Origin of the sequence: Streptomyces sp. NPDC006743 (assembly GCF_040703815.1) — a bacterium.
Lineage (GTDB): Bacteria > Actinomycetota > Actinomycetes > Streptomycetales > Streptomycetaceae > Streptomyces.
In genome coordinates this window covers 86,280-112,204 of the sequence record NZ_JBEYJA010000003.1, presented here as the reverse complement: position 1 = coordinate 112,204, position 25,925 = coordinate 86,280, and the positions used below count along the sequence as shown (strand labels likewise).

Sequence of the window (25,925 nt, the reverse complement as noted above, 5' to 3'; positions counted from 1 at the left end):
AAACCCCCTCATGAGCACCAACTCCCGTCTGCGCACCTTCGGTTCGCGCGAGGTCGGCCCCGGCAGGCCCGTCTACATCTGCGGTGAGATCGGCATCAACCACAACGGTGAGCTGGAGAACGCCTTCAAGCTCATCGACGTGGCCGCCGAAGCCGGCTGCGACGCCGTCAAGTTCCAGAAGCGCACCCCGGAGATCTGCACCCCCCGCGACCAGTGGGACATCGAGCGGGACACCCCCTGGGGCCGGATGACCTACATCGACTACCGCCACCGCGTGGAGTTCGGCGAGGACGAGTACCGCCAGATCGACGCGTACTGCAAGGAGAAGGGCATCGACTGGTTCGCCTCCCCGTGGGACACCGAGGCCGTCGCCTTCCTGGAGAAGTTCGACGTCCCCGCCCACAAGGTGGCCTCCGCCTCCCTGACCGACGACGAGCTGCTGCGCGCCCTGCGCGCCACCGGCCGCGCGGTCATCCTGTCCACCGGCATGTCCACCCCGAAGCAGATCCGGCACGCGGTCGAGGTCCTCGGCTCCGACAACATCCTCATGTGCCACGCCACCTCCACCTACCCGGCGAAGGCCGAGGAACTGAACCTGCGCGTGATCAACACGCTGGAGAAGGAGTTCCCGAACGTCCCGATCGGCTACTCCGGCCACGAGACCGGCCTGCAGACCACGCTCGCCGCGGTCGCCCTCGGCGCCGCCTTCGTCGAGCGCCACATCACCCTGGACCGGGCGATGTGGGGGTCCGACCAGGCCGCCTCCGTGGAGCCGCAGGGCCTGACCCGCCTCGTCCGCGACATCCGCACCATCGAGGCCTCGCTCGGCGACGGCGTGAAGAAGGTCTACGACTCCGAGCTGGGCCCGATGAAGAAGCTGCGCCGCGTCACCGGTGTCGTGGCCGAGGCGGAGATCGCCGCGGCGGCGGGCGAGCCGGTCGCGGTGTGAGGCCGAGCCCGTCCAGCCCCTCACCCTCACGCGACGGAACGGTCGTACGCCGATGAGCCCCCGCGCCGGCACCGCCGGCCCCGCTTCCCCCGGCACCCCGCCCCCCACCCGCACGCTCGCCTTCGTCGAGAGCCCGGTCCAGCTCCTGAACGTCCTGGAGTGGGCGCACGCGCACGGCCTCTCGGCCCCGGCCCGGCGCCCGGCCACGGAGGACGGCCACAGCCCGCCGCCCGCGTCCGCCGGGCCCGTCCGGGGCCTGCTCACCCTCGTCGTGCTGGCCCCCACCGACCCGATGACCCGGGGCCAGCTGCGGCGCATGGCGGAGCTGGCCCGGGACGAGGGGCACGAGGTGCGGTGGGAGGAGGCGCGGGGCGGGGCGTCGGCGCCGTTCCAGACCGTCGGCGGGCTGGCGGGGGAGCTGCGGCGGGCGGAGCGGGTGGTGATGGGGGACCCGTTCTCCCGCTACGTGCAGCTGCTGCTGACGATCACGAAGGCGCGTGACCTCGTGGTCGTGGACGACGGCACGGCGACCATGGAGTTCACCGCCCAGCTCAGCCGCGGCGAGCGGCTGGTGCGCTGGCACCGCAAGGGCGGCCGGCCCGGCCCCCGGGACCTGCTCTTCGCCCCGGTGTCCGCCGCCGCCCGCCGCCGCCTCGCCCCCGGCGCCGGCCGGGGCGGGCGGCGGGTGGAGGTCTTCTCCTCCATGCCGATCGACGCCGTCCCGGACGGGGTGAGCGTCACCGCGAACCGGTTCGTGTGGACCCGGGCCCGCTTCGGGCCGCCCCGGGTCACCGCCGGCGCGGACCTCGTGGGCACCTCGCTGGTCGAGACCGGCGTGGTGGACGGCGACCGCTACCTCGCCGCCGTCCGCGCGCTGGCCGAGGCGCACGGCGCCACCCGCTACTTCGCGCACCGCCGCGAGAGCGCGGAGAAACTGCACCGGCTGGCGGTGGAGACCGGCCTGGAGGTGGTCCGTCCCGAACTGCCCCTGGAGCTCATAGCCCGCCGCGGCCCCATCGGCCGTACGGTCCTCAGCTTCCCCTCCACGGTCGTGCACACGCTGCCGCTCGCCCTGGCCGGCACCGGCGTCCGCGTGACCGTCTGCGACATCGACCCGAGCTGGCTGACGGCGACGGCCTCGCCGCGCGCCGAGGGCTTCCTGTCCGGGGTGACCGGGACGGCCCCCGACGTGCACCGCGTCACGAGCGCGGCCCTGCCCGACCGGACGGCGCCCCGAGCCCCGTAGCGGCCGGTGTCCGGGGCCCGCCGGGCCGCCGGAACGTCCAGCAGGCGAACATTTCGGGCGTGATCCGGACGGTACGTGGTATGTCTGGAGGAAAGAACAAAAGACGTACGCTCGGCCGCTCAAGGCGGGCGAGTGTACCCATCCCCGCCGACACCTATGCGCCGACGGTCGGTCATTCTTTCCCCTGACGGGCTGAACTTTTGTTGATCGAGGGGTAGTTGACCGGCCCGGCGTCATACCCTTCAGAGGGTGAACCAGCTGATGTCCCCAGAGTCCGAGGCCGACCATCCCGCGGAGACCGCCCTTCCCGGCACCCTGCCGGAGGCACTGTTCGCCGAGCTCGTCGCGTTCCGCCGCGACCTGCACATGCACCCCGAGCTAGGCAACCAGGAGTTCCGTACCACCGCCGCGATCAAGGCGCGGCTCGAGAAGGCGGGACTCAGGCCCCGCGTGCTGCCCTCCGGGACCGGACTCGTCTGCGACATCGGCAGGGAGCCCGGCGACGACACGGGCATCGGGGAGGACGCCGGGGACGGCGACGGCGCCCGCGACATGCTCGCGCTGCGCGCCGACATCGACGCGCTGCCGATCCCGGACACCAAGAGCGAGTCCCCCTACCGCTCGACGGTGCCCGACCGCGCCCACGCCTGCGGCCACGACGTGCACACCACCGTCGTGCTCGGCGCCGGACTGGTCCTCGCCGGTCTGCACCGCGAGGGGCTGCTGCCCCGGCCCGTGCGGCTGGTCTTCCAGCCCGCCGAGGAGGTGCTGCCCGGCGGTGCCGCCGAGGCGATCAAGGCCGGCGTGCTCAGCGGCGTGAGCCGGATCATCGCCGTGCACTGCGACCCCCGAGTGGACGCCGGGATGATCGGCCTGCGCCAGGGCGCCATCACCTCCGCCTGCGACCGCCTCGAGGTCTCCCTCGACGGCCCCGGCGGGCACAGCGCCCGGCCGCACCTGACGACCGACCTGGTCACCGCCGCCGCCCGCGTCGTCACGGACGTGCCCGCGCTCGTCGGCCGCCGGATCGACACCCGCGCCGGGCTCGCCGTGACCTGGGGGCGGATCGAGTCGGGCCACGCCCCCAACGTCATCCCGCAGCACGCCGAGCTGGCCGGCACCGTGCGCTGCCTGGACATCAACGCCTGGCGGCACGCCCCCGACATCGTGGTCGCCGCGATCGACGAGGTGGCCAACCTGCACAAGGCCAAGTCGGAGATCAACTACGTGCGCGGGGTGCCGCCGGTCGTCAACGAACCGGTGGTGACCGAACTGCTGCGTGAGGCCATGACGGCACGGCGCGGCGCGGACTCCGTGGAGGGCACCGAGCAGAGCCTGGGCGGCGAGGACTTCTCCTGGTACCTGGAACAGGTCCCCGGCGCCATGGCCCGCCTCGGCGTCCGCACCCCCGGCGAACGCACCCTGCGCGACCTGCACCAGGGCGACTTCGACGCCGACGAGTCCGCGATCCGGGTGGGCGTGGAACTGTTCACGGCGGCGGCACTGCTGCACCCGACCCACTGATCGGCCGCGCCCGCCGCACTGAACGGCCGCGCCCGCCCACGGGACGGGTGCGCCGGCGTGCTGAGCGGGCGCGTCCGGCCGAGCGGGTGGGCCGGCGCGCGGCGCGGGCGGGCCGATGGGCTGAGCAGTCGCATCGCATCCGGGAGCACTGAGCGTGCGCGAGCACCCCGGGCCGCACCCCGGCCCGGACCGAGCGCGTCCGCGTCGCCGCCCCCGCCCCGGACCCGGCCGCACAGGAAACGCCCGCCCCGCGCGCCCGGGCCGGTGCCGCCGCGTGGTCCGCGGCCGGGGGAGCGTGCCTCCCGGCGCCTCCACCGAACCCCTCCGCCCCTCCGCCCCGCCGCTGCCGCGACGGCGGTTTCCGGCCACGGTGGTGTCGTCCGGCGGAGGCCGGCGGCCGCTCCCCGGACGGGCCCGGAACCCGCGCGCACATGCGCGGGACCCGGCGTTCAGACGCCGTTTGCCTCGAATCGATAACGGCTTTGGAAGAGGTCTTTTTCTGACATCTACGCGCGTTACGATGCCGAGGCCGACGCCGCCAGGGCGTCTCGGCTCGAGCACCGCAACGGTGCTCACATCAAGCGCCGACACGGCGCTCAGGTCAGGTGAAGGAGCCTTCCCGTGCGCCGGGTTGCCAAGCTTTCCGCTGCGTGTATCGCCTCCGCAGCACTCGCACTGACTGCCACCGCCTGTGGCAGCACCTCCTCCGACAGCGCCGGCTCGTCCTCGTCCTCGGGCGACGGCGGCAAGGGTGTCAAGATCGGTCTCGCCTACGACGTCGGCGGCCGTGGTGACCGGTCCTTCAACGACTCCGCCGCGCGCGGTGCCGACAAGGCCGAGAAGGAGTTCGGCGGTTCCGTCAAGGAGCTGACCGCCAAGACCTCCGACACCGAGGCCGACCGCGAGCAGCGCCTGTCGGACCTGGCGGACGCGGGTTACAACCCGATCGTCGCCGTCGGTTACGCCTACGCGCCCTCCATGACCAAGGTCGCCGCGAAGTACCCGAAGACCACCTTCGGCATCGTCGACTCGGTCGTGAACGGCAAGAACGTCGACAGCATCACCTTCACCGAGGAGCAGGGCTCCTACCTCGCCGGTGTCGCGGCGGCGCTGAAGACGAAGAAGGACCACGTCGGCTTCATCGGCGGCGTCGACGTCCCGCTGATCAAGAAGTTCGAGGCGGGCTTCGTCCAGGGCGTCAAGGAGACGAACCCCAAGATCAAGGTCGACACCCAGTACCTGTCCCACGGCTCGGACACCTCCGGCTTCGCCAGCCCCGACAAGGGCAAGGAGGCCGCGCAGGGCATGCTCGACAAGGGCGCCGACGTCATCTACACGGCGGCCGGCTCCTCCGGCAACGGCGCGATCGAGGCCGTCAGCGGCGCCAAGGGCGCCTGGGCCATCGGCGTGGACTCCGACCAGTTCAACATCCCGGGTCTGGCCAAGTACAAGAACTCGATCCTGACGTCGGTCGTCAAGAACGTCGACGTCGGCGTCTACGACCTCATCAAGTCCGTGCGCGACGGCAAGCCGCTGGCGGGCAACAACGTCTACTCCCTCGCCAAGGAAGGTGTCTCGCTGTCCACCAGCGGGGGCTTCCTGACCGACATCCAGCCCAAGCTGGACGCCGCGAAGAAGAAGATCGTCGACGGTCAGACCAAGGTCAAGACCACCCCGTGACCTGACGGTCCCGGTCGGTCGTCGGATCTCGGCTCGGCGGGGGGTGCCCGCTCCGGCACCCTTCGCCGAGCCATAACAATGTGTCAACTCTACGCGTGTAGCACCGAGTTGCCGCGCTAGCGTCGCCGACGCCTGCCCTCCCCTACGCAGCCCCTTTCCCCGAGGAGAGTGCGCCATCAACGCGTCCAGCCCTCCCGCTGCCGTCGAACTGCGCGGCATCACCAAGCGTTTCCCCGGCGTCGTCGCCAACCGCGACATCGACATCACGGTCCGCACGGGCACCGTCCACGCACTGTGCGGTGAGAACGGCGCCGGCAAGTCCACCCTGATGAAGATCCTCTACGGCATGCAGCAGCCGGACGAGGGCACCATCACGGTCAACGGTGAACAGGTCGTCCTCAGCAATCCGGGTGACGCCATCGCCCGCGGCATCGGCATGGTCCACCAGCACTTCATGCTCGCCGACAACCTCACCGTCCTGGAGAACGTCGTCCTGGGCGCGGAGAAGCTGCACGGCATCGGCGGCCGGGCCCGCGCCCGGATCAAGGAGATCTCCGACGCCTACGGCCTGGGCGTCCGCCCGGACGTGCTGGTGGAGGAGCTGGGCGTCGCCGACCGCCAGCGCGTGGAGATCCTCAAGGTCCTCTACCGCGGCGCCAAGACCCTCATCCTGGACGAGCCGACCGCCGTGCTCGTGCCGCAGGAGGTCGACGCGCTCTTCGACAACCTGCGCGAGCTGAAGGCCGAGGGCCTCACCGTCATCTTCATCTCCCACAAGCTGGGCGAGGTGCTCTCCGTCGCCGACGACATCACCGTCATCCGGCGCGGCACCACCGTGGGCACGGTCGAGCCGGGCGAGACCACCCCCCGCCAGCTCGCCGAGCTGATGGTCGGCAGCGAACTGCCCACCCCGGCGACCGAGGAGTCCACCGTCACGGACGTCCCCCTGCTCACCGTGGACGGCCTGCGCCTGACGCAGACCGACCTGGACGGCATCGAGCGGGTCATCCTGGACGACGTCTCCCTCACCATCCGCAAGGGCGAGGTCCTGGGCATCGCCGGTGTCGAGGGCAACGGCCAGTCCGAGCTGGTCGAGGCGATCATGGGCATCCGCAGGCCCGACACCGGCACCATCACGCTCGACGGCGCCGACATCTCCCGCACCTCGACCCGCGGCCGCCGCCAGGCCGGCATCGGCTACGTCCCCGAGGACCGCCACCGCCACGGTCTGCTCCTGGAAGCGCCGCTGTGGGAGAACCGCATCCTCGGCCACGTCGCCGAACGGCCCAACTCGCGCGGCGCCCTCCTCGACATCAAGGCCGCCCGCGCCGACACGGAGCGGATCGTGCGGGCCTACGACGTCCGCACCCCCGGCATCGAGGTCACCGCGGCCTCGCTGTCCGGCGGCAACCAGCAGAAGCTGATCGTCGGCCGCGAGATGAGCCACGACCCCAAGCTGCTCATCGCCGCCCACCCCACCCGCGGCGTGGACGTCGGCGCCCAGGCGGCCATCTGGGACCACATCCGCGAGGCCCGCCGCGAGGGCCTGGCCGTGCTGCTGATCTCCGCGGACCTGGACGAGCTGATCGGGCTCTCCGACACCCTGCGGGTGATGTACCGCGGACGCCTGGTCGCCGACGCCGACCCCGCCACGGTCACCCCCGAGGCGCTGGGCTCCGCCATGACGGGTGCCGCCGCCGGCCACCTGGAGCAGACAGAGGACGACGTGCGATGAACAAGCTGACCTCACGCATCGACAAGGAGCGGCTGCTCCTCGGGATCGCGGCACCGCTGCTGGCGGTGGTCGCCGCGCTCGTCGTCACCACACTGGTGATCCTCGCGACCGGCAAGAACCCCGCCGACGCGTTCAGCGACATGATCACCTACGGTTCGGCCAGCGACAGCCAGGTCTACATCCTGAACAAGGCGACGACGTACTACCTTGCGGGCGTCGCGGTGGCCGTCGGCTTCCGGATGAACCTGTTCAACATCGGTGTCGACGGCCAGTACCGGCTCGCCGCGTTCGTGGCCGCCGTCCTCGGCGGCGCGCTGAGCGCGCCCGGCTGGATCGCCGTCCCGCTGATCATCCTCTGCGCGATGGCGACCGGCGCCCTGTGGGCGGCCATCGCCGGCATCCTGAAGGTGACCCGGGGCGTCAGCGAGGTCATCGCGACCATCATGCTGAACTCGATCGCCACCGCGGTCATCGCCTACCTGCTCCAGCCCGGGAAGCTCGGCGAACTCCAGCAGGGCGGCACCCTCGTCTCCACCAAGCCGCTGCCGAAGTCGTCGTACTTCTTCGGCTTCGACACCGGCGCGGCCGGCGAACTGTGGGGCTTCATCGTCATCGCCGCGCTCGTCGGCGTCGCCTACTGGTTCGTGCTCGGCCGCACCCGGTTCGGGTTCGACCTGCGCACCGTCGGCCAGTCCGAGAGCGCGGCCGCCGCGAGCGGTGTGTCGGTGAAGAAGATGGTCGCCACCAGCATGGTCATCTCGGGAGCGGTGGCCGGTCTGATCGGCATGCCGACCCTGCTCAACGACAGCCACCAGTTCAGCAACGACTTCCCGGCGGGCATCGGCTTCACCGGCATCGCCATCGCGCTGCTCGGCCGCAACCACCCGATCGGCATCGCGCTCGGCGCCCTGCTGTGGGGCTTCCTGGAGCGCACCACGAACCACCTGGAGTTCCAGGGCTACGACAAGGAGATCCTCGGCGTGATCCAGGGCGTCATCGTCCTGTGCGTCGTGATCGCCTACGAGGTCGTCCGCCGCTACGGCCTCAAGCGCCAGCAGCAGCGGGTCGGCGCCGAACTCGCCGCCCAGGCCATCGCTCCGAAGACGAAGCAGGAGGTGGCGGGATGACTGCCACGATGACTGACGCGCCGCCGCCCGTGGCGCCCAAGGCGGACAACGGCTCCCGGCGGTCGGGCCGCTCCTTCGGCCAGATCCTCATGCTCGTCGCCGGCGCCCTGCTGCTCGTGGCCGCCGTCCGGGTGATCACCGGCGCCGACCAGCTCGACTCCGCCGGACAGGTCGGCGCCGCACTCGGCCTCGCCGTCCCGATCGGCCTCGCCGGCCTGGCGGGCCTGTGGTCCGAGCGGTCCGGCGTGGTCAACATCGGCCTCGAGGGCATGATGATCCTCGGCACCTTCGGCGCGGGCTGGGTCGGCTGGCAGTCCAGCCCGTGGCTCGGCCTGCTGTGCGGCATCGGCTTCGGTGTCCTCGGCGGTCTCGTGCACGCGGTGGCGACCGTCACCTTCGGCGTCGACCACATCGTCTCCGGTGTCGCCATCAACCTGCTGGCGCTCGGCGCCACCCAGTACCTCGCCAAGCTGTTCTTCGCCGACGGCAAGGCCGCCGACGCGGGCGGCAACCCCAAGCAGTCCCCGCCCGCGGACGCCCTGCCGCACGTCACCGTGCCCGGCCTCTCCGACGGCCTCGTGTCGCTGGAGAAGCACCACTGGTTCCTGGTCTCCGACCTCGCCGGCATCATCGGCGGCCTGGTCACCAACCTGTCCGTGGTGACGATCCTGGCCGTGCTGCTGTTCGCCGGCAGCTGGTGGGTGCTGTGGCGCACCCCGTTCGGTCTGCGGCTGCGCTCCTGCGGCGAGAACCCGGTCGCCGCCGAGTCCCTCGGCGTCAACGTCTACACCTACAAGTACGCGGCCGTGGCCGTCTCCGGCGGCCTCGCGGGCCTCGGCGGCGCCTTCCTCGCCCTGGTCACCTCCCACACCTACCTGGAGGGCCAGACCGGCGGGCGCGGCTACATCGGCCTCGCAGCGATGATCTTCGGCAACTGGCGTCCCGGCGGCCTCGCGATGGGCGCGGGCCTGTTCGGCTTCTCCGACGCGCTGCAACTGCGCAACGGCGGCGAGACCGTGCACGCGCTGCTGCTCCTGCTGGTCGTGCTGCTCGCCGCGCTGGCCGGCTGGAAGCTGTACCGCAAGGCGCTGGTGCAGGGTGTGGTCAGTGCAGTCATGGCCGTCCTCGTCCTGCTGTGGTACCTGTTCACGGACGAGGTGCCGAGCGACTTCGTCGGCGCCACCCCGTACGTCGTCACCCTGCTGGTGCTGTCGCTGTCGGCGCAGCGGCTGCGGATGCCCAAGGCGGACGGACTGCGCTACCGGAAGGGACAGGGCAAGTGACACCGGACGCGACGACCGTCGACTGGGACGCCCTGCGCGAGCAGGCGCGGGCGGCGATGAGCCGGGCCTACGCGCCCTACTCGGGCTACCCGGTCGGCGTCGCCGCCCTGGTCGACGACGGACGCACCGTCACCGGCTGCAACGTCGAGAACGCCTCCTACGGGATCGGCCTGTGCGCCGAGTGCGGTCTGGTCTCGCAGCTGCAGAACACCGGCGGCGGCCGGCTGACCCACTTCACCTGCGTGGACGGCAACGGCGACATCCTCGTGCCGTGCGGGCGCTGCCGCCAGCTGCTGTACGAGTTCGGCGGGCCGGACCTGCTCCTGGAGACCCCGGCGGGCATCCTGCCGCTGTCCGAGATGCTCCCGCAGGCCTTCGGGCCGGACCATCTCGCCAAGTAAGCCCCGTGCGGCCCCCCGGCGCCCACCGCGGCGCCGGGGGGCCGCACCCTTGGGAACCCCCTTCGCACCCTGGAAGGAAGCGAACGCCATGGCCATGGACGCCATCTCCGTCATCCGCACCAAGCGGGACCGCGGCGGACTCAGCGACGAGCAGATCGACTGGGTCATCGACGCGTACACCCGCGGGGAGGTCGCCGACGAGCAGATGTCCGCGCTCGCCATGGCCATCCTGCTCAACGGCATGGACCGCCGGGAGATCGCCCGCTGGACCGCCGCGATGATCGCCTCCGGCGAGCGGATGGACTTCTCCTCGCTGTCGCGGCCCACCGCCGACAAGCACTCCACCGGCGGCGTCGGCGACAAGATCACCCTGCCGCTGGCCCCGCTGGTCGCCGCCTGCGGCGCGGCCGTCCCGCAGCTGTCGGGCCGCGGTCTCGGCCACACCGGCGGCACCCTGGACAAGCTGGAGTCGATCCCCGGCTGGCGCGCCCTGCTGTCCAACGAGGAGATGCTGTCCGTGCTGGACGGCGTCGGCGCGGTGATCTGCGCGGCCGGTGACGGCCTCGCGCCCGCCGACAAGAAGCTCTACGCACTGCGGGACGTGACCGGCACGGTCGAGGCGATCCCGCTGATCGCCTCCTCCATCATGTCCAAGAAGATCGCGGAGGGCACCGGTTCGCTGGTCCTGGACGTGAAGGTCGGCTCCGGCGCCTTCATGAAGACGATCGGGGACGCCCGTGAACTGGCGTCCACCATGGTCGGTCTCGGCACCGACCACGGTGTGCGGACGGTCGCGCTGCTGACGGACATGTCGACCCCGCTCGGCCTGACGGCCGGCAACGCGCTGGAGGTCCGCGAGTCCGTGGAGGTCCTGGCGGGCGGCGGGCCGGCGGACGTCGTCGAACTGACCCTGGCACTCGCCCGCGAGATGCTGGACGCGGCCGGCCTGAAGGACGCCGACCCGGCCAGGGCCCTGGCCGACGGCTCCGCGATGGACGTCTGGCGCCGCATGATCGCCGCGCAGGGCGGCGACCCGGACGCGCCGCTGCCCACGTCGAAGGAACAGCACGTGATCAAGGCCGCCTCCGCCGGCGTCCTCACCCGCCTGGACGCCTACGACATCGGCGTGGCCGCCTGGCGGCTGGGCGCGGGCCGCGCCCGCAAGGAGGACCCGGTGCAGGCGGCGGCGGGCGTGGAACTCCACGCCAAGCCCGGCGACCCGGTCACCGCGGGCCAGCCCCTGCTCACCCTGCACACGGACACCCCCGAGCGTTTCGAGTACGCCCTGCAGGCCGTGGCCGGCTCCTACGACATCGCACCGGCCGGCACGGACTTCACCGCGTCCCCGGTGGTGCTGGAGCGCATCGCCTGACCCGCCGCTCCGTACCCGGCCGAACGGGTCCGGTGGACCGCCACCGGACCCGTTCGGCATGTCCGGCACCGGCCGCGGTCCGCCGGTTGCTCACCCCAGCAGCGCGGCCACCGCCACCAGGACCGGCACCGCCAGCACCGTCGACAGCAGGATCGACTCGCGGGCCAGGGTCTCACCGACCTGGTAGCGCCCGGCGTAGGTGAACAGGTTCTGCGCCGCGGGCAGTGCCGAGGTCACCACCACGTCCAGCAGGGCGGCGCCGTGCATCCCGAACAGGCCCGCCGCCAGGGCCCAGGCGGCCACCGGCTGACCCACCGACTTCAGCGCCACCGACAGCAGCACCGGATGCCGCTCCCGTCCCCGGCCCGGGGCCGCGCTGCCGCGCAGGGCGATGCCGAAGGCCAGCAGGACGGCCGGGACCGACATGTGGGCGATCAGCGTCAGCGGCTCCATGACCGGGCCGGGGACGCGCACCCCGCTCGCGGAGACCAGGACGCCGCTCAGCGCGCCCACCGCGACCGGATTGCGCAGCGGCGTGAGCAGCCGCCGCCACAGCGGGCCCTTCTCGCCCGCGCCGGACAGGTCGAGCACCGTCAGCGCGACCGGCGTGACGACGATCTGCTGGAACAGCAGGACCGGCGCCACCAGCGAGGCGTCACCGAGGACGTACGCGGCGATCGGGATGCCCAGGTTGCCGGAGTTGACGTAACTGGAGCACAGGGCGCCGATGGTGGTGCGGCCCACGCCCCAGTGCCGTACGACACCGACCACCGTGAACACGCCCGCTGCCGCCGCCGTGCTCATCGCGGTCACCAGCAGCCGGCTGGAGAAGACCACCGACAGGTCGGCCCCCGCGAGCGTCGTGAACAGCAGGGCCGGGGTGGCGACCTGGAAGGCCAGCCGGGTCAGCACCTCGCGGCCCTGGTCGCCGAGCGAACCGCGCCGCCCGAGCACGTAACCGACCGCGATGACGACCGCGATGACCGCGAACCCGGTCAGCACCCCCTGCACAGGGCCCCCTCGGCGGACGGGAGACCGGCGCGTATCCGGGATTGCGGGGGCGGGGCTGATCGTCGGCGCATGCCGCCCACCCTCCGGGGCGGCGGCGGAGCGGGTCAATGTGATCTCCGCCGGGGCCCGGCGCGTCAGCGGCGGGGTCCTCCGGCAGCCGCTGCGGCAAGGGCGTGCCCACCTCCGGCGTCTGCTCACGCCCGGCGCGCGACGGCTCGCCGGCGGGGGCCGGCCGATGAGTTCCGCCGGGCCCGCCGGTCTACCCGACGTGGATGCCCAGACACCCGCCGTGCTCGTGCTGCCCGGCCCCGTCGCACGTGAGGAGGTGGCCGGGCTCTGCGCCGACGTGCGGTCGCTGCTGCAGGCCGGACCGGCCGCGGTCGTCGTCTGCGACGTCGGCGGGCTCGGGCCGCCCGGACTGGCGGCCGTCGACCTGCTGGCGCGGCTCCAGCTCGCCGCCCGGCGGGCCGGCGGCCGGATCCGGCTGCGCGACCCCGATCCCGCGCTACCCGCCCTGCTGGACCTGGTCGGCCTCGCCTTCGAGGTGGAGGGGCAGCCCGAAGAGCGGGAACCACCGCTGGGTGTCCAGGAAGCAGTGGAACCCGGTGATGCGGCCCGCTGAGATCTCCAGGACCTGCACGGCCCACGGGGCGAACCCGCCCTTGTCCGGGTCCGGCTTGTACTGGGCGAAGGCGGGCAGGCCGTTGGCCTCGACCGGCACCAGCCGGGAGTTCGCGCAGGCCGCGCCCATCGTCGTCATGAAGCCGGTGATGTCCGCCGGGCCGGTGAGCCACAGGTCGAACGGCGGCATCGTCATGATCGCGTCCTCGTGCAGCAACGCGGTCAGGGCCGTCATGTCGTACCCCTCGAACGCCTTCACGTAGCGCTCCAGGAGCTTTCGCTGCTCCTCGTCCAGCGGGTCGGACACGTCGGCGCGGGCACCGGCCTCCTCCCGCTCGGCGAGCGTGGCGCGGGCCCGCTGGAGCGCGCTGTTGACCGAGGCGACCGTGGTGCCGAGCAGCTCGGCGACCTCGCTCGCCTTCCAGGCCAGCACCTCCCGCAGGATCAGCACGGCCCGCTGCTTGGGCGGAAGCTGCTGGAGCGCGGCCATGAAGGCCAGCCGTACGGACTCCTTGGCGACCGCCGCCTCCGCCGGGTCCTCGACGGCGGGCAGCACCCGGCTGTCCGGCACCGGCTCCAGCCACGTGTTGTCGGGGCGGGGCGCCAGGGCGGCCCGGGCCAGCGGCGTCGACTCGGTCAGGTCCATCGGTCTGGCCCGCTTGCCGCCCGCCGTCAGCATGTCCAGGCAGACGTTGGTCGCGATCCGGTACAGCCAGGAACGGAGGCTGGAGCGGCCCTCGAACCGGTCGTGGCCGCGCCAGGCGCGCACCATCGTGTCCTGGACCGCGTCCTCCGCCTCGAAGGACGAACCGAGCATGCGGTAGCAGTAACCGGTCAGCTCGACCCGGTACTTCTCCAACTGCATGTCCAGGTCCGCCGGCGCCGCCGTCCCGTTGCCCATCGTCGTCCACCCACCCCTGTGGCCGTCCCGTCCGGGTGCGTCGTCGCACCCGGCACTCCGGAAGCTACCGCAGCCCACTGACAATGGCCCGCGGACTCGGAGAAACGGCAGGCCGGAGGGGGTCGGCGCGGGACCGGTCGCCGCGGGACCGGCCGGCGCGGCCGGCGGCTACGCGGCCGCCGGCCCGGGGCGCCCGCCCCGCGCGGCCGACCGCCGGGCCGCCCGCGAGCCGAGCACCGTGATCGTCACGACCCCCGCGACCGCCAGCAGTCCCACACCGACGGTCCCGCTCCAGCCCTGGGCGTGGAAGGCCGTCGCGCCGACCGTGCTGCCGACGCTGGAACCGATGTAGTACGCCGACTGGTAGAGCGCGGAGGCCTGCGCGCGGCCGTGCGTCGCGGTCCTGCTGACCGCCGAGGAGGCGACCGCGTGACCGGCGAAGAAGCCCGCGGTGATCAGGACCAGGCCCAGCAGGACGAACGCCACCGAGTCCGTCAGGGACAGCAGCAGACCCGCGGCCGTGGTCCCGCCCGCCAGGTACAGGGCGCCCCGGCGGCCCAGCCGGCCCACCAGCCGGCCGGCCGTGGAAGCCGACACCGTGCCCACCAGGTACACCAGGAAGATCGACCCGATGATGCCCTGCGGGAGCGAGAACGGCGCCTCGGTCAGGCGGTACCCGATCACCGTGTAGACGCCGCCGAACACCGTCATGAACAGCGCGCCGATCGCGTACAGGCGCCGCAGCAGCGGGTCGGCCAGGTGGTCGCGGACCGTCCCGGCCAGCACGCGCGGGCGCAGCGAGCCCGGCGTGAAGTGGCGCGGCGCCGGGAGCAGCACGCGGAAGGCCACCGCGCACCCGACCGCGATCACCCCGACGATCCCGACGGCGACCCGCCAGCCCCACTCCTGGGCGACCCAGCCGGTGATGACCCGCCCGCTCATCCCGCCGACGCTGTTGCCCGCGACGAACAGACCGATCGCGGTGACCAGCGCCTTGGGGCGGACCTCTTCGGCCAGGTACGCCTGCGCCGAGGCGGGCAGTCCGGCCAGCGCGGCCCCCTGCAGGGCCCGCAGCGCCACCAGCGCGCCCAGCGACGGGGCGAAGGGCACCAGCAGGCCGACCACCACCGCGACCGCCAGCGACGCCGTCATCACCGTGCGCCGCCCGAAGCGTTCCGAGAGCGCGCTCATCGGCAGGACGAAGAGCGCCAGACCCCCGGTCGCCGCCGCCACCGTCCAGCTCGCCTCGCTCGCCGCCACCCCGAACTCCCCGGAGATCAGCGGGAGCAGGGCCTGCGTGGAGTACAGCAGGGCGAAGGTGGCGACCCCGGCGAGGAAGAGCGCGAGGCTCATCCGGCGGTAGCCGGGGCCGTCCGGCGCCATCCGGGAGTCGGCGGCGGGGGAAGCGGCGGGCGCGCCGGAAGTGGCGGCGCGGGCGGCGGGAGAGGCGGCGGGGGCGGCGTTCGCGGCGTCCACGGCGGTGGACGCCCCGGTATCGGCGGGAGACATGCTTCGACGGTAGGAACCCCGCGTTCATCCGTCCAATGCACACACTCGCCATAATCGTTCCCATGGTGCATCAGCGGAGGTCACAGCGGCGCGTGTCACCGTCCGGTGACACAGAAGTCATGCGCGGGAACGGTGAGGAGGAGGTCGCGCGGCTGCTCGCGCCGCGGCTCGCCTACTTCGCCGGTGTCGCCCGCACCGAGCACGTGACGCGCGCGGCGCAGGAGATGCGGGTCCCGCAGTCCACGCTGTCACGGGCCATGGTCCGCCTGGAACAGGACCTCGGCGTCGACCTGTTCGCCCGGCGCGGCCGGACCGTGTCCCTCACGCCCGCCGGACGCACCTTCCTCGGCTCCGTCGAACGCGCCCTCGCCGAGGTCCGGCGCGCCGCCGAGGAGGTGCGCGCCGACGCCGACCCGGCCACCGGCAAGGTCGCCTTCGGCTTCCTGCACACCATGGGCGCCGAGACCGTGCCCGGCCTCCTCCAGGCCTTCCGCGCCGACCACCCCCGCGTCCGCTTCAGCCTCGTGCAGAACTACGGCGAGGCCATGCTGGAGCGGCTGCGCGCGGGCGAACTCGACCTCTGCCTGACCTCACCCGTCCCCGACGCCCCCGACCTGGTCGCCCGGCGCCTGGACGAGCAGAAGCTGCGCCTGGTCGTCCCCGCCGACCACCGGCTCGCCGGCCGCCGCCGCATCCGGCTCGCCGAGGCCGCCGAGGAGACCTTCGTGACCCTGGAGCCGGGGTACGGCATGCGCCGTATCGCGGACGCGCTGTGCCGGGAGGCGGGCTTCACCCCGCGGATCGCCTTCGAGGGGGAGGAGACGGAGACGCTGCGGGGCCTGGTGGCGGCCGGGCTCGGGGTTGCCCTCCTCCCGCCGCCCGCCGTGCCCCGGCCGGGCGTGGCCGAACTGACGGTCACGGCGCCGCGCGCGGTGCGCGAGATCGGCGTGGCCTGGCTGGAGGGCCACCCGGACACACCGCCGGTGGCGGCCTTCAAGAAGTTCCTGCTCTCCCGGCGGGGCAGACTGCTGCCGTAGCCGGTGCCGTCAGGGGCCCGCGCGCCGACGCGACGGGCAGTGCCCCGTTCCGGCGCGCGCGGGCGCGGCGGCCGGGCGGAGGGGCCTGGCCGCGACGGTCCGGTGGCCGGGCGGGCCGGTTCCCGCCGCGACGGTGCGGTGGCCGGGCGGGCCGGTTCCCGCCGCGACGGTGCGGTGGCCGGGCGGTGCGGCCTCGGCCACGACGGTGCGGTCACTGCCGCAGCGTCTTCCCGAACCCCGCCGCCAGCGGCATCCGCAGCCCCAGCGGCGGTGGTGCCGCCAGCGCGTCCCGCACCGGCCGCGACAGGTCCCGGCCGAACAGCGCGCCCATCACGAAGTTCGCGGTGAGCGCGGCCACTTCGTCGCGGTACTGCCGTAACCCGTGCCCGTCGGCGTGGACCTCGAACCGGCACACGTCCCGGTTCGCCTTCTTCGCACGCTCCGCGAAGCGGAAGGACAGCTCGGGGTTGGTGCGTTCGTCGTTCGTGCCGTGCACGACCAGCACCTGCCGGCCGGCGAGCTGCTTCACCGGTTCGGGCGAGGCGGCGACGTCGTCCTCGGGCAGCCAGGGGGCGATCGCCACCACCGAGTTGACGGCCTCGTGCCCGGCCGCGTGCAGGGCCGCCCGGCCGCCCATGTCGAGACCGGCCAGACACACGGGGACGTCTCCGTAGCGCCGTACGGTCTCCTCCACGGCCCAGGCGGCGTCGTGCGCGAGGTGCGCCTCGCTGCCGTTCCAGCCGTGGTAGCGGTAGTGCACCACGTGGGTCGCCAGGCCGTCGGCGCGGCCCACGCGGGCCAGCCGGCGCCCCAGGGCGCGCACCGGGGCGGCCGTCAGGGCGTGGGGTCTGCGCGCGGACACCTCCCGGCCCGCCGGGAGCAGCAGCACCGCTCCGCTCACCGCGGTCGGCTCCGGGCCGAGCGTCCTCCCCAGCCGGGCCGTGCGAACCGGCGTCGCTTGCTGTGCCATGACAGAACAGTGTCAGAAGGCCGGGTGTACGCGACCCGTCCGTGCGGTCACCGTTACGTATCGGCGTGGATGTGTGGATGTACGGACGGGTACCGGCCACCCGAGCGGACGCCCCCCCCACGGCGAGGTGCGTACGGCGAGGACGCACGGCGGTACGCGCGGGACGCCGGTGTGCCGCCTACGGCTCTCTCTACGCGCGTAGGAGTTAGAGTGCGGAAATGACGAGCCAGCCTGCCCTTGCGGGGAGTGCCCCGAGCCGTGACCAGATCCGCCGCGCGCCCAAGGTCCTGCTGCACGACCACCTCGACGGCGGGCTGCGCCCGGCGACCGTCGTGGACCTGGCCCGTGCCGCCGGCTACGCGGACCTGCCCGAGACCGATCCGGACAAGCTCGGCCTGTGGTTCCGCGAGGCCGCCGGCTCCGGCTCGCTGGAGCGGTACCTGGAGACCTTCTCCCACACGGTCGGCGTGATGCAGACCCGCGACGCGCTCGTCCGGGTCGCCCGCGAGTGCGCCGAGGACCTCGCCGCGGACGGTGTCGTCTACGCCGAGGTGCGCTACGCCCCCGAGCAGCACCTGGAGGGCGGCCTCAGCCTGGAGGAGGTCGTCGAGGCGGTCGACGAGGGCTTCCGGCAGGGGGAGAGGGCCGCCCGCGCGGACGGCCGCCGCATCCGGATCGGCGCCCTGCTCACCGCCATGCGGCACGCGGCCCGCTCCCTGGAGATCGCCGAACTCGCCGACCGCTACCGGGACTCGGGGGTCGTCGGCTTCGACATCGCGGGCGCCGAGGCCGGTCACCCGCCCACCCGGCACCTGGACGCCTTCGAATTCCTGAAGCGGGCCGACAACCACTTCACCATCCACGCCGGGGAGGCCTTCGGGCTGCCCTCCATCTGGCAGGCGCTGCAATGGTGCGGCGCCGACCGGCTCGGCCACGGGGTGCGGATCATCGACGACATCCACGTCCGCGAGGACGGCAGTGTCGAACTCGGCCGGCTGGCCGCCTACGTCCGCGACAAGCGCGTCCCGCTGGAGCTGTGCCCCAGCTCCAACCTCCAGACCGGAGCCGCCGTCTCCTACGCGGAGCACCCGATCGGTCTGCTGCGGCGCCTGCACTTCCGCGTCACGGTCAACACGGACAACCGGCTGATGTCCCACACCAGCATGAGCCGGGAATTCGAGCACCTTGTCGACGCATTCGGTTACACGCTCGACGACATCCAGTGGTTTACCGTCAATGCGATGAAATCAGCGTTCATTCCTTTCGATGAACGACTGGCCATGATCAATGACGTGATCAAGCCGGGGTACGCGGCCCTGAAATCCGAATGGCTGTTCCGCCAGACCGCCCCCACCAGGGGTTCTTCGACTCACGAGGACTGATTGAAGAGAAAGTGCGGGCCGGGCCGGGTGAAACGGTTTTGTCACCCGTTGGGATTTTGATGTTTGCGGTGCGACACCCGACATGTTTACGGTCGAGGACCGCTCAGTCCCCCCGTCTTCCAGTCAAGGACGCATTTTCATGAAGCAGTCTGCTGTCAAGACCCTCGGTGTCGCCGCCCTCGGTGCCGCGTTCGCCGCGGCCGGCGCGGGTGCCGCGAACGCCGCGCCCGCCGCCCCGGACGCCGGCCAGGCGCTGGGCACCGTCAGCAAGGCGCTCCCCACGGAGAACGTCACCAAGACGCTGCCGGGGGCCGGTCAGGCACTGGACCAGGCCAAGCCGGCCGTCGCGACGGGCCTCGCCGCGGCCCAGCCGGTGGTCCAGAGCATGCTGGAGCACGGCCCGACCGCCCCGGTCGCCGGCCTGCTCGGCGGACTGCCCGTCAACGGCCTGCCCACGCACGGCCTGCCGGTGAACGGTCTGCCGCTGGGCTGAACCGCACCCGCTCGACGGCTTCGCCGGTACGCCGCCGGGGCGCACCCCTTGGTCCGGGGTGCGCCCCGGCGGCGTCCGGTCACCGCGGCTACCACGCCGTGCGGGCCGCCTTGTCCTCGGCGGGCAGCAGGATCCACAGCGCGATGTAGAGCAGGAACTGCGGGCCCGGCAGCAGGCAGGACAGCAGGAAGATCACGCGCATCGTCGTCGCGGAGGTGCCGAAGCGCCGGGCCAGCGCGGCACACACTCCGCCGATCACGCGGCCGTTGGTGGGGCGGGAAAGGGCGCTCATCTCGGTGCCTCCGTGGACTGTCGGTGCGGAGCCTCCCCGTCGGCGGCCCCGTCTGACCACCACGCTACGGAGACGAAGGGGGCAAAGCGTCGCTCCACGGGGCGATCCCGACCCTGGGAATCGTCGGGGTCCGCCCCTGAGAGGTGTCCTCCTGACGTACCGCCCACCCGTCGCGCCGCTCTGCCCCGCGGCGCAGCAGGGCGCGTGCCGCGGGGACGACCGCGAGGTGGGCGAGGGCCACCCCGGCGGTGTTCAGGAGCAGGGTGTCGACGTCCACCACCCGCCCGGGCACGCCGGTCTGCAGCAGGGCGATCCCCAGGGACACCAGGGCGCCGGCGGCGGTCGTACGGACCCCGGACGCCACCGGGGAGACGGCCAGGACCCTGCCGTGCACGAGCGGCAGCAGCACTCCCAGCGGGGCCAGCAGCACCAGCCCCTCCCCGATGCGCCGGACCGCCTCGGTGCCGCCCAGCGCCAGGTCGGCGCGGATCGTGGTGAGCGGCCGCAGATTCGCCGGCATCACCCACGGGACGTCCAGCGGCCGCAGCATCAGCCAGGCGACGAACGCGAGATGGGCGACGAGGAGGACACCTCCTGTCACGCGGACGCGGAACGCGGCGCTGCCGCCGATGGAGCCTTGAAGCTGCACGCCCCCCAAGACGCGCCCCCTCGCACGATCGGTTCCGGAAAACCCGTCTCCCGCCCCGATGAGTCCCACACCACACGGCCTGCGGCCACCGGACCCGCGCGCCACGGCGGGCGGCGGGACACCGGGGCGCGAGAGCCACGGGCGGCCGGGGCAGGGGCACCCCGGGCGGCCGGGCCGCGACCGGAGCCCGGCCGGGCCCGGCGCGGTGCGCACGGCCCGGGCGGCCCGGGCAGGGGGTCAGGCGGGGGTGACGTCCGCCGACGGGGGTCTCGTCGTGCCGGGGCGGGAACGGAGGTCGTCCGTGCACTCGTAACGGTGCAGGCGGTCCTCGGCGGGGCCGCCGAGGACCACCGAGCCGTCGCCCTCGGCCGCCGCCGAGTCGGACAGCGTGCAGACGATCTGCGCGAGCGCGTAGGGGTCGAGACGGCCCGGCGCGGTGCTCAGCCGCAGGCTGTCCTCGGGGTCCTTCGGGCGCGGCCCCGACACGGTCAGACCGGCCGGGACGTGCGTGGTGTACCCGGCCGCCTTCTCACTGGCCGACGGCGGCGCCGCGAGCTGGCTCAGCAGGCCCTGCGCCACGATCAGCCGCCGCCGCGCGTCCGCCGTGCCCTCCGGCACCGGCACCACCCGGTCCACGGTCACCAGCGACGAGCCGCACAGCAGGAACGCCTGCACCGGCACCCCCCGCGAGGTCTGCGTGGCCAGGTCGGGCTGGGACAGCGAGCACGGCACCCGGGAGGGTGCCCCGCCGAAGTCCGTGGGCACCCCCGTGGGACGGATGCCGCACCCGGCGAGCAGCAGGGCCAGGGCGGGCAGTGCCAGCAGCGGCCGGTGGGCGGACGTCCAGCGTCCGCGGGTTCCGCGCGCCCTCACCGGGCACCCCCCTTCGTGCCACCGGCCGCGCCGGTGCCCTCGCCGTCGCCGCTTCGGTCCCCGGCGCCCTCCGCGCCCTCCTCGGTGAGCGCCGAGGCGTCCCGCGGCAGCCGCAGCGTGAACACCGCACCGCCCTCGGGCGAGTTGGCCGCGGTGATGTCACCGCCGTGGATGTGGGCGTTGTTGAGGGCGATGGACAGCCCCAGTCCGCTGCCCTCCGAACGCGGCCGGGACGCGCTCGCCTTGTAGAACCGGTCGAAGACGTGCGGCAGGACGTCCTCGGGGATGCCGGGGCCGTGGTCGCGTACCTGGATCACGATCTGCGCGTCCTCCTCGGTCTCCCCGGCCGACTCCCGCACCGACACCCGCACCGGCGAACCGCCGTGCTTGAGCGCGTTGCCGATCAGGTTGGCGAGGATGACGTCGAGGCGGCGCGGGTCCAGCCGGGCGTGCAGGCCGCGCTCGGCGTCCAGCTCCACCGCGTCCAGCCAGGCCCGCGCGTCGATGCACGCGGTGATCTGGTCGGCGAGGTCCACGTCGTCCAGCACCAGCCGGGCCGTGCCCGCGTCGAAACGGGTGACCTCCATCAGGTTCTCGACCAGGTCGTTCAGCCGCCGCGTCTCGCTGACCACCAGCCGTACCGCCGGTTCGATCATGGGATCGATGCCGCCGCCCTCGAACTCCAGCTCCTCCTCCAGCACCTCCGTCACGGCGGTGATGGCGGTCAGCGGCGTCCGCAGCTCATGGCTCATGTCCGCCACGAAGCGCCGGGACGCCTCGTCCCGGGCCGCCATGTCGGCGACCCGTTTCTCCAGCGCCTCGGCCGCGTTGTTGAACGTCCGCGAGAGATCGGCCAGTTCGTCCGTGCCGGACACCCGCAGCCGGGTGTCGAGCCGGCCCTCGCCGAGCCGCCGCGCGGCGACACCGAGCCGGTGCACCGGCTTCAGCACGGTCGTCGCGGCCGCCTGCGCGAGCAGCGCCGCCCCCACCAGCGCCAGCGCGGTCGCGATCCCCAGCGACCAGGCCAGCGAGTTGAGGTCCTTGGCCTCCGGCTCCAGCGACTTGAGCATGTAACCGGTCGGACCGCCGCCGATCACCCTGGTCCCGGCCACCAGGTACGGCGTGCCGTGCTCGGTGACCCGCTGCCAGTACAGGTGGTACGCCGAGGTGTTGCCCGAGGAGAGCGACTGCTCCTTGTTCACGGCGGTCCGCAGCGTCTTCGGCACGTCCTGGAGCGAGAAACCGCTCAGCCCGCCCGAACTGGCGTACACCGCGCGGCCGTCCGTGTCCTGGCCGACCAGCAGCACACTGAACCGCTGGCTGCTGCCCGCCATCTGGCCGGCGGTGTGCTGCAACTGGTCCTGCGAGGGGTGCACCGGCAGCGTGCCCGCCCGGTTCTGCATCTCCTGCCGGAAGTCCCGCAGCACGGCGTCCTGCGCGCGCGTCAGCACCGCCTCACGGTTGAGCCAGTACGCGATCCCGGACGCCGAGACGGCGGCCGTCAGCGCCACCAGCGCGAAGACGACGACCAGCCGCAGCCGCAGACTGGTGAACCGCCACCTGGACAGCACTCCCTTGCGTCCCGCGGACCAGCCGCCGGACCCCCCTTGCTCCTTGGTCACTGAGGCGCGTCCAGGCGGTAACCGACCCCGCGCACGGTCCGGATCAGCGTCGGCGACGACGGCACGTCCTCCACCTTGGCCCGCAGCCGCTGCACACAGGCGTCCACCAGCCGCGAGTCACCGAGGTAGTCGTGCTCCCACACCAGCCGCAGCAACTGCTGCCGGGACAGCGCCTGACCGGGCCGCCGGCTCAGCTCCAGGAGCAGCCGCAGCTCGGTCGGGGTCAGCTGGAGGTCCTCGCCGTTCTTCGTCACCGTCATGGCCGCGCGGTCGATGACCAGGCTGCCGAAGGCCGCCGCGTCGTTCGCCTCCCGCTCACCGCGCCGCAGCACGGCCCGGATCCGGGCGTCCAGCACCCGCCCCTGCACGGGTTTGACGACGTAGTCGTCGGCGCCGGACTCCAGGCCCACCACCACGTCGATGTCGTCGCTGCGCGCGGTGAGCAGGATGATCGGCAACTGGTCCGTGCGCCGGATGCGCCGGCACACCTCGAACCCGTCGATGCCGGGCAGCATCACATCCAGCACGATCAGGTCCGGCCGCTGCTCGCGCAACAGCTTCAGACCGTCCTCACCACTGGCAGCGGTGGCCACCCGGTGTCCCTGGCGCGTCAGTGAGAGCTCCAGGGCCGTCCGGATGGCGTCGTCGTCCTCGATCAGCAACAGGGAAGGCACGGGCCTCATTCTGGCCCATGCGGGGCCGGGGTTTCGACACCCGTACGGCTCTGTACGGACCGGCCGGCGACTTGAGGCCCTGTGACAGGTCTGTGACAGTCGGCGGACACGGCCATGAAGTGCCCCGGGCAGGATTTTCGACACCAGCAAGGAATGATCCGAACACCAGAGGTCCACCGACGGGGGGCGCGAGATGAACACGCTGCACGGCACCAGCACCAGCGCAGTGGTCACGCGTCTGCACGACGTGACCCGCGGATCGGAGAAGACCGGTGCGGCGGGGGCGCGGGGATGCGCTCGCGGCACCGGGCGTCAGCACACCGCGTACATGACGGTGGTCGACGCGCACACGGGGGAGAACGGGGGAACCGCGTACGGGGAGGCCTCGGGGGAGCGGTGCAGCCCGTCGGAGGCGGAGTTCACCGCCTACGTCCAGGAGCGCCGCGCCTCCCTGTACGCCACCGCCTACCACCTCACCGGTGACCGTTTCGAGGCCGAGGACCTGCTGCAGAGCGCGCTGTTCTCGACCTACCGGGCGTGGGACCGGATCAGTGACAAGGCGGCCGTCGGCGGATACCTCCGCCGCACCATGACCAACCTGCACATCAGCGCCTGGCGGCGCCGCAAGCTCAACGAGTACCCGACCGAGGAACTGCCCGAGACGCCCGGCGACACGGACGCGATGCGCGGCACCGAACTGCGCGCCGTCCTGTGGCAGGCGCTCACCCGGCTGCCCGAACTCCAGCGCACCATGCTGGTCCTGCGTTACTACGAGGGCCGCACGGACCCGGAGATCGCCGACATCCTCGGCATCAGCGTCGGCACGGTGAAGTCCAGCATCTGGCGCTCGCTGCGCCGGCTGCGCGACGACGAGGTCCTCAGCTTCGGCCGTGACCACGAGGAGTCCTTCGGCGAACTGGTCGCCTGACCGGCCCGCCGCAGGCTGGGGGGGGAACGGGGGAAGCAGGGGGAAAGGGGGACCCACGGGGGAAGTGGGGAACCCACGGGGGAAACAGGGGAAAAGGGGAACCCACGGGGGAAGTGGGGAACACGGGGGAGCGGGGCTGGAGGGCCGGGGGGTCCGTCCAGTCCCGCTTTCGCGCGCCCACCCGGCCGCTGTCCGGCCGTCGCAGCGCCGCTGTCCGGCCGCCCTTGCGTTCGCCGCCGGTCCCTCGTTACGCCGTCGTTCGCCTCGGCATCCGGTGTCCGACCACTGTTACGCCGGCCGTCCGAGTCGGCGTTCGCCCTCCGGCCGTCGCAGCGCCGTCGTCCGGCCGCCCTTGCGTCGCCGCCGGACCGTCGCAGCGCCGTCGTCCGGCCGTCGTCACGCCGCCGTCCGCGTCGGCATCCGGCGGCCCGCCGCCGCGGCCGCCAGCCGTCCCAGCGCCTCGTCCCGGCCGCAGGCGTGCGCGCCCAGGGAGACCTGGCGGGCGACGATCGCCCGCTCCGCGCGCATCAGCCGCCAGCCGCGGCGCAGCAGGAACGGCACCGACTTGCGGCCCTCCCGCAGATCACGCAGGAAACGGCGCCGGAAGGTCGTGACCGGGCCCCGGGTCAGGCACAGCGCGTCGGCCAGCACGCCCCGTTCACGGCAGCGCTCCACGATCTCCGCCGCGAAGACGCCCTCCGCGACGAACAGCGGCGTACGCCCGATGTGCAGCGTCTCCTCACCGGTGCGGGCGCTGCGCCCGAGGTCGTACACCGGTACGCCCGTGGAGCCCGTGGCGCACAGCCGGGTGATCGCCTCGACGGCGACGTCGGCGTCCCACGAGGCGGGATGGTCCCAGTCGATGTCCGAACTCCCCGCCACCAGCGGCAGCGTCGGGTCGTCGCCCTCCTTGTAGAAGTCGTCGAGACGCAGCACGGGCAGCCCGGAACGGGCGGCGACCAGGGACTTGCCGGAACCCGAGGGGCCGCACAGCAGCACGACACGGGCGGGGGACGGGGGATGAAGGCTCACGGAACACCAGTTTGACGCATGGCGGCCTTCCTGCCGAGCCCGCGGGTCGGCTTTGGCGGGTGGCTCGTGTCTCAACTACCCTGTGCGCTGTTTCCGTTACTCAGTGCATCAGAAGGTGGCACCAGAAATGGCCCGACACGCGTCCGCGTCCGTTCCCCGTCCCACCGTCCGGCGCGTGCTGATCGCCGTGGCGACCGCCGGCGCGGCCCTGGGCGCGGGCGCCTCCACGGCCGCGGCGGAGAGCCTCCCGGTCCTGAACGGCGAGTACCAGACCGGCTCCGTCGGGAAGATCGACCCGCAGGCGGGACTGCGGGCGCTGACGGGCACGGTCGGCTACGTCACCGGTCCGGTGGCCGGTCTCAAGCCGAACCCGCTGGCGGGCACCGGCGTCGACCCGCTGGACAACGGGGTCGGCACCAAGCTCGCCGACTTCCAGCCGCTGACCTCGCAGATGCTCACCCACCCGGTGGCGCAGGCCCCGTCGGTCGGGAGCATCCCCGTGCTGGGGCAGGTGCTCGGCGCGGTGCGCTGACCGGCCGGCGCTCCCGACGACGCGGAGAGCCGCGCCTTCCCCGGACGGAGGGAGGGCGCGGCTCTCGTCCGTGCGGCCTGGG

The 25,925-nt window shown here is 73.0% G+C and carries 25 protein-coding genes; 15 read left to right on the top strand and 10 right to left on the bottom strand.

The genetic code is table 11. From position 1 onward, the window contains the following. The first annotated feature begins 10 nt into the window (after positions 1–10). The 9 genes from ABZ719_RS03575 to ABZ719_RS03535 all read left to right on the top strand — a co-directional run bounded on the left by ABZ719_RS03575 (position 11) and on the right by ABZ719_RS03535 (position 11,317). The gene (locus ABZ719_RS03575; RefSeq protein ID WP_366723592.1) at positions 11–949 is read left to right on the top strand and encodes an N-acetylneuraminate synthase family protein; all 939 of its coding nucleotides are present in this window, start codon (positions 11–13) and stop codon (positions 947–949) included. Positions 950–1,001: 52 nt separating this feature from the next. Next, the gene (locus tag ABZ719_RS03570) at positions 1,002–2,195 is read left to right on the top strand and encodes a hypothetical protein (RefSeq protein ID WP_366723591.1); all 1,194 of its coding nucleotides are present in this window, start codon (positions 1,002–1,004) and stop codon (positions 2,193–2,195) included. A 261-nt stretch (positions 2,196–2,456) separates the two neighbouring features. After that, positions 2,457–3,719: an amidohydrolase gene (locus tag ABZ719_RS03565; RefSeq protein ID WP_366723751.1), complete on the top strand. Its 1,263-nt coding sequence runs from the start codon at positions 2,457–2,459 to the stop codon at positions 3,717–3,719. 621 nt (positions 3,720–4,340) lie between these two features. Further along, on the top strand, positions 4,341–5,399 hold the full coding sequence (locus tag ABZ719_RS03560; RefSeq protein WP_366723590.1) for a BMP family ABC transporter substrate-binding protein: 1,059 nt from the start codon (positions 4,341–4,343) through the stop codon (positions 5,397–5,399). 175 nt (positions 5,400–5,574) lie between these two features. Then, entirely contained in the window at positions 5,575–7,134 is a 1,560-nt protein-coding gene (locus tag ABZ719_RS03555; RefSeq protein WP_366723750.1) for an ABC transporter ATP-binding protein, read from the top strand. Continuing rightward, a complete protein-coding gene (locus ABZ719_RS03550; RefSeq protein ID WP_366723589.1) occupies positions 7,131–8,261 on the top strand; it encodes an ABC transporter permease in 1,131 nt (376 codons plus the stop codon). The genes ABZ719_RS03555 and ABZ719_RS03550 overlap by 4 nt, the downstream gene beginning before the upstream one ends. Then, positions 8,258–9,544, top strand: coding sequence for an ABC transporter permease (locus ABZ719_RS03545; RefSeq protein ID WP_366723588.1), 1,287 nt, complete (start codon positions 8,258–8,260; stop codon positions 9,542–9,544). Before ABZ719_RS03550 ends, ABZ719_RS03545 begins: the two co-directional genes overlap by 4 nt. Beyond that, positions 9,541–9,945 carry a cytidine deaminase gene (locus tag ABZ719_RS03540; protein WP_366723587.1) on the top strand — a complete coding sequence of 135 codons (405 nt, stop codon included), beginning with the start codon at positions 9,541–9,543 and terminating at the stop codon, positions 9,943–9,945. The genes ABZ719_RS03545 and ABZ719_RS03540 overlap by 4 nt, the downstream gene beginning before the upstream one ends. Positions 9,946–10,033: 88 nt before the next feature. Further along, positions 10,034–11,317 carry a thymidine phosphorylase gene (locus ABZ719_RS03535; RefSeq protein WP_366723586.1) on the top strand — a complete coding sequence of 428 codons (1,284 nt, stop codon included), beginning with the start codon at positions 10,034–10,036 and terminating at the stop codon, positions 11,315–11,317. Between the two features lie 90 nt (positions 11,318–11,407). Here ABZ719_RS03535 and ABZ719_RS03530 read toward each other — a convergent pair whose 3' ends face one another. Beyond that, entirely contained in the window at positions 11,408–12,328 is a 921-nt protein-coding gene (locus ABZ719_RS03530) for an AEC family transporter (protein WP_366723585.1), read from the bottom strand. 235 nt (positions 12,329–12,563) lie between these two features. Between ABZ719_RS03530 and ABZ719_RS03525 the strand changes: the two genes are divergently transcribed. Next, positions 12,564–12,950, top strand: a complete 387-nt coding sequence (locus tag ABZ719_RS03525; RefSeq protein ID WP_366723584.1) for an STAS domain-containing protein — start codon at positions 12,564–12,566, stop codon at positions 12,948–12,950. Here ABZ719_RS03525 and ABZ719_RS03520 read toward each other — a convergent pair. After that, positions 12,834–13,850 carry a sigma-70 family RNA polymerase sigma factor gene (locus ABZ719_RS03520; RefSeq protein ID WP_366723583.1) on the bottom strand — a complete coding sequence of 339 codons (1,017 nt, stop codon included), beginning with the start codon at positions 13,848–13,850 and terminating at the stop codon, positions 12,834–12,836. The two genes, ABZ719_RS03525 and ABZ719_RS03520, sit on opposite strands and share 117 nt — an antisense overlap. A 168-nt stretch (positions 13,851–14,018) precedes the next feature. Next, positions 14,019–15,359 carry an MFS transporter gene (locus ABZ719_RS03515; protein WP_366723582.1) on the bottom strand — a complete coding sequence of 447 codons (1,341 nt, stop codon included), beginning with the start codon at positions 15,357–15,359 and terminating at the stop codon, positions 14,019–14,021. Between the two features lie 62 nt (positions 15,360–15,421). Between ABZ719_RS03515 and ABZ719_RS03510 the strand changes: the two genes are divergently transcribed. Then, complete coding sequence (locus tag ABZ719_RS03510) at positions 15,422–16,396, top strand: LysR family transcriptional regulator (RefSeq protein ID WP_366723581.1); 975 nt, start codon at positions 15,422–15,424, stop codon at positions 16,394–16,396. A gap of 211 nt (positions 16,397–16,607) precedes the next feature. On the opposite strand, the gene ABZ719_RS03505 is transcribed toward ABZ719_RS03510, so the two are convergent. Further along, on the bottom strand, positions 16,608–17,366 hold the full coding sequence (locus ABZ719_RS03505; protein ID WP_366723580.1) for an alpha/beta hydrolase: 759 nt from the start codon (positions 17,364–17,366) through the stop codon (positions 16,608–16,610). A gap of 218 nt (positions 17,367–17,584) precedes the next feature. Between ABZ719_RS03505 and ABZ719_RS03500 the strand changes: the two genes are divergently transcribed. Together ABZ719_RS03500 and ABZ719_RS03495 are read left to right on the top strand one after the other, a co-directional pair. Continuing rightward, positions 17,585–18,748 carry an adenosine deaminase gene (locus ABZ719_RS03500; protein ID WP_366723579.1) on the top strand — a complete coding sequence of 388 codons (1,164 nt, stop codon included), beginning with the start codon at positions 17,585–17,587 and terminating at the stop codon, positions 18,746–18,748. A gap of 139 nt (positions 18,749–18,887) precedes the next feature. Continuing rightward, positions 18,888–19,241, top strand: coding sequence for an ATP-binding protein (locus ABZ719_RS03495; RefSeq protein ID WP_366723578.1), 354 nt, complete (start codon positions 18,888–18,890; stop codon positions 19,239–19,241). A gap of 88 nt (positions 19,242–19,329) precedes the next feature. Here ABZ719_RS03495 and ABZ719_RS03490 read toward each other — a convergent pair whose 3' ends face one another. From ABZ719_RS03490 to afsQ1, 5 genes are all read right to left on the bottom strand, one after another. After that, on the bottom strand, positions 19,330–19,533 hold the full coding sequence (locus ABZ719_RS03490) for a PspC domain-containing protein (protein WP_366723577.1): 204 nt from the start codon (positions 19,531–19,533) through the stop codon (positions 19,330–19,332). Between the two features lie 64 nt (positions 19,534–19,597). Beyond that, positions 19,598–20,182: a VanZ family protein gene (locus ABZ719_RS03485; protein ID WP_366723576.1), complete on the bottom strand. Its 585-nt coding sequence runs from the start codon at positions 20,180–20,182 to the stop codon at positions 19,598–19,600. A 237-nt stretch (positions 20,183–20,419) separates the two neighbouring features. Continuing rightward, positions 20,420–21,055 carry a hypothetical protein gene (locus tag ABZ719_RS03480; RefSeq protein ID WP_366723575.1) on the bottom strand — a complete coding sequence of 212 codons (636 nt, stop codon included), beginning with the start codon at positions 21,053–21,055 and terminating at the stop codon, positions 20,420–20,422. Then, entirely contained in the window at positions 21,052–22,677 is a 1,626-nt protein-coding gene (locus ABZ719_RS03475) for a HAMP domain-containing sensor histidine kinase (protein ID WP_366723574.1), read from the bottom strand. The genes ABZ719_RS03480 and ABZ719_RS03475 overlap by 4 nt, the downstream gene beginning before the upstream one ends. Further along, positions 22,674–23,351 (bottom strand): two-component system response regulator AfsQ1, encoded by a 678-nt coding sequence (afsQ1, locus tag ABZ719_RS03470; RefSeq protein WP_158679181.1) that lies wholly within the window; start codon positions 23,349–23,351, stop codon positions 22,674–22,676. The genes ABZ719_RS03475 and afsQ1 overlap by 4 nt, the downstream gene beginning before the upstream one ends. Before the next feature lie 193 nt (positions 23,352–23,544). Between afsQ1 and ABZ719_RS03465 the strand changes: the two genes are divergently transcribed. Continuing rightward, a complete protein-coding gene (locus ABZ719_RS03465) occupies positions 23,545–24,279 on the top strand; it encodes a SigE family RNA polymerase sigma factor (RefSeq protein WP_366723573.1) in 735 nt (244 codons plus the stop codon). A gap of 396 nt (positions 24,280–24,675) precedes the next feature. On the opposite strand, the gene ABZ719_RS03460 is transcribed toward ABZ719_RS03465, so the two are convergent. Next, positions 24,676–25,278, bottom strand: a complete 603-nt coding sequence (locus ABZ719_RS03460; protein ID WP_366723749.1) for a uridine kinase — start codon at positions 25,276–25,278, stop codon at positions 24,676–24,678. Positions 25,279–25,438: 160 nt separating this feature from the next. Between ABZ719_RS03460 and ABZ719_RS03455 the strand changes: the two genes are divergently transcribed. Further along, positions 25,439–25,843: a hypothetical protein gene (locus ABZ719_RS03455; protein WP_366723572.1), complete on the top strand. Its 405-nt coding sequence runs from the start codon at positions 25,439–25,441 to the stop codon at positions 25,841–25,843. Positions 25,844–25,925 lie beyond the last annotated feature (82 nt).

Excerpts from the sequence above, each read along its gene's own strand:
- ABZ719_RS03575 (WP_366723592.1), top strand. The coding sequence starts at position 11 with ATGAGCACCAACTCCCGTCTGCGCACCTTCGGTTCGCGCGAGGTCGGC.
- ABZ719_RS03570 (WP_366723591.1), top strand. The coding sequence starts at position 1,002 with ATGAGCCCCCGCGCCGGCACCGCCGGCCCCGCTTCCCCCGGCACCCCG.
- ABZ719_RS03565 (WP_366723751.1), top strand. The coding sequence starts at position 2,457 with ATGTCCCCAGAGTCCGAGGCCGACCATCCCGCGGAGACCGCCCTTCCC.
- ABZ719_RS03550 (WP_366723589.1), top strand. The coding sequence starts at position 7,131 with ATGAACAAGCTGACCTCACGCATCGACAAGGAGCGGCTGCTCCTCGGG.
- ABZ719_RS03545 (WP_366723588.1), top strand. The coding sequence starts at position 8,258 with ATGACTGCCACGATGACTGACGCGCCGCCGCCCGTGGCGCCCAAGGCG.
- ABZ719_RS03535 (WP_366723586.1), top strand. The coding sequence starts at position 10,034 with ATGGCCATGGACGCCATCTCCGTCATCCGCACCAAGCGGGACCGCGGC.
- ABZ719_RS03525 (WP_366723584.1), top strand. The coding sequence starts at position 12,564 with ATGAGTTCCGCCGGGCCCGCCGGTCTACCCGACGTGGATGCCCAGACA.
- ABZ719_RS03520 (WP_366723583.1), bottom strand. The coding sequence starts at position 13,850 with ATGGGCAACGGGACGGCGGCGCCGGCGGACCTGGACATGCAGTTGGAG.
- ABZ719_RS03515 (WP_366723582.1), bottom strand. The coding sequence starts at position 15,359 with ATGTCTCCCGCCGATACCGGGGCGTCCACCGCCGTGGACGCCGCGAAC.
- ABZ719_RS03510 (WP_366723581.1), top strand. The coding sequence starts at position 15,422 with ATGGTGCATCAGCGGAGGTCACAGCGGCGCGTGTCACCGTCCGGTGAC.
- ABZ719_RS03505 (WP_366723580.1), bottom strand. The coding sequence starts at position 17,366 with ATGGCACAGCAAGCGACGCCGGTTCGCACGGCCCGGCTGGGGAGGACG.
- ABZ719_RS03500 (WP_366723579.1), top strand. The coding sequence starts at position 17,585 with ATGACGAGCCAGCCTGCCCTTGCGGGGAGTGCCCCGAGCCGTGACCAG.
- ABZ719_RS03495 (WP_366723578.1), top strand. The coding sequence starts at position 18,888 with ATGAAGCAGTCTGCTGTCAAGACCCTCGGTGTCGCCGCCCTCGGTGCC.
- ABZ719_RS03490 (WP_366723577.1), bottom strand. The coding sequence starts at position 19,533 with ATGAGCGCCCTTTCCCGCCCCACCAACGGCCGCGTGATCGGCGGAGTG.
- ABZ719_RS03465 (WP_366723573.1), top strand. The coding sequence starts at position 23,545 with ATGAACACGCTGCACGGCACCAGCACCAGCGCAGTGGTCACGCGTCTG.
- ABZ719_RS03455 (WP_366723572.1), top strand. The coding sequence starts at position 25,439 with ATGGCCCGACACGCGTCCGCGTCCGTTCCCCGTCCCACCGTCCGGCGC.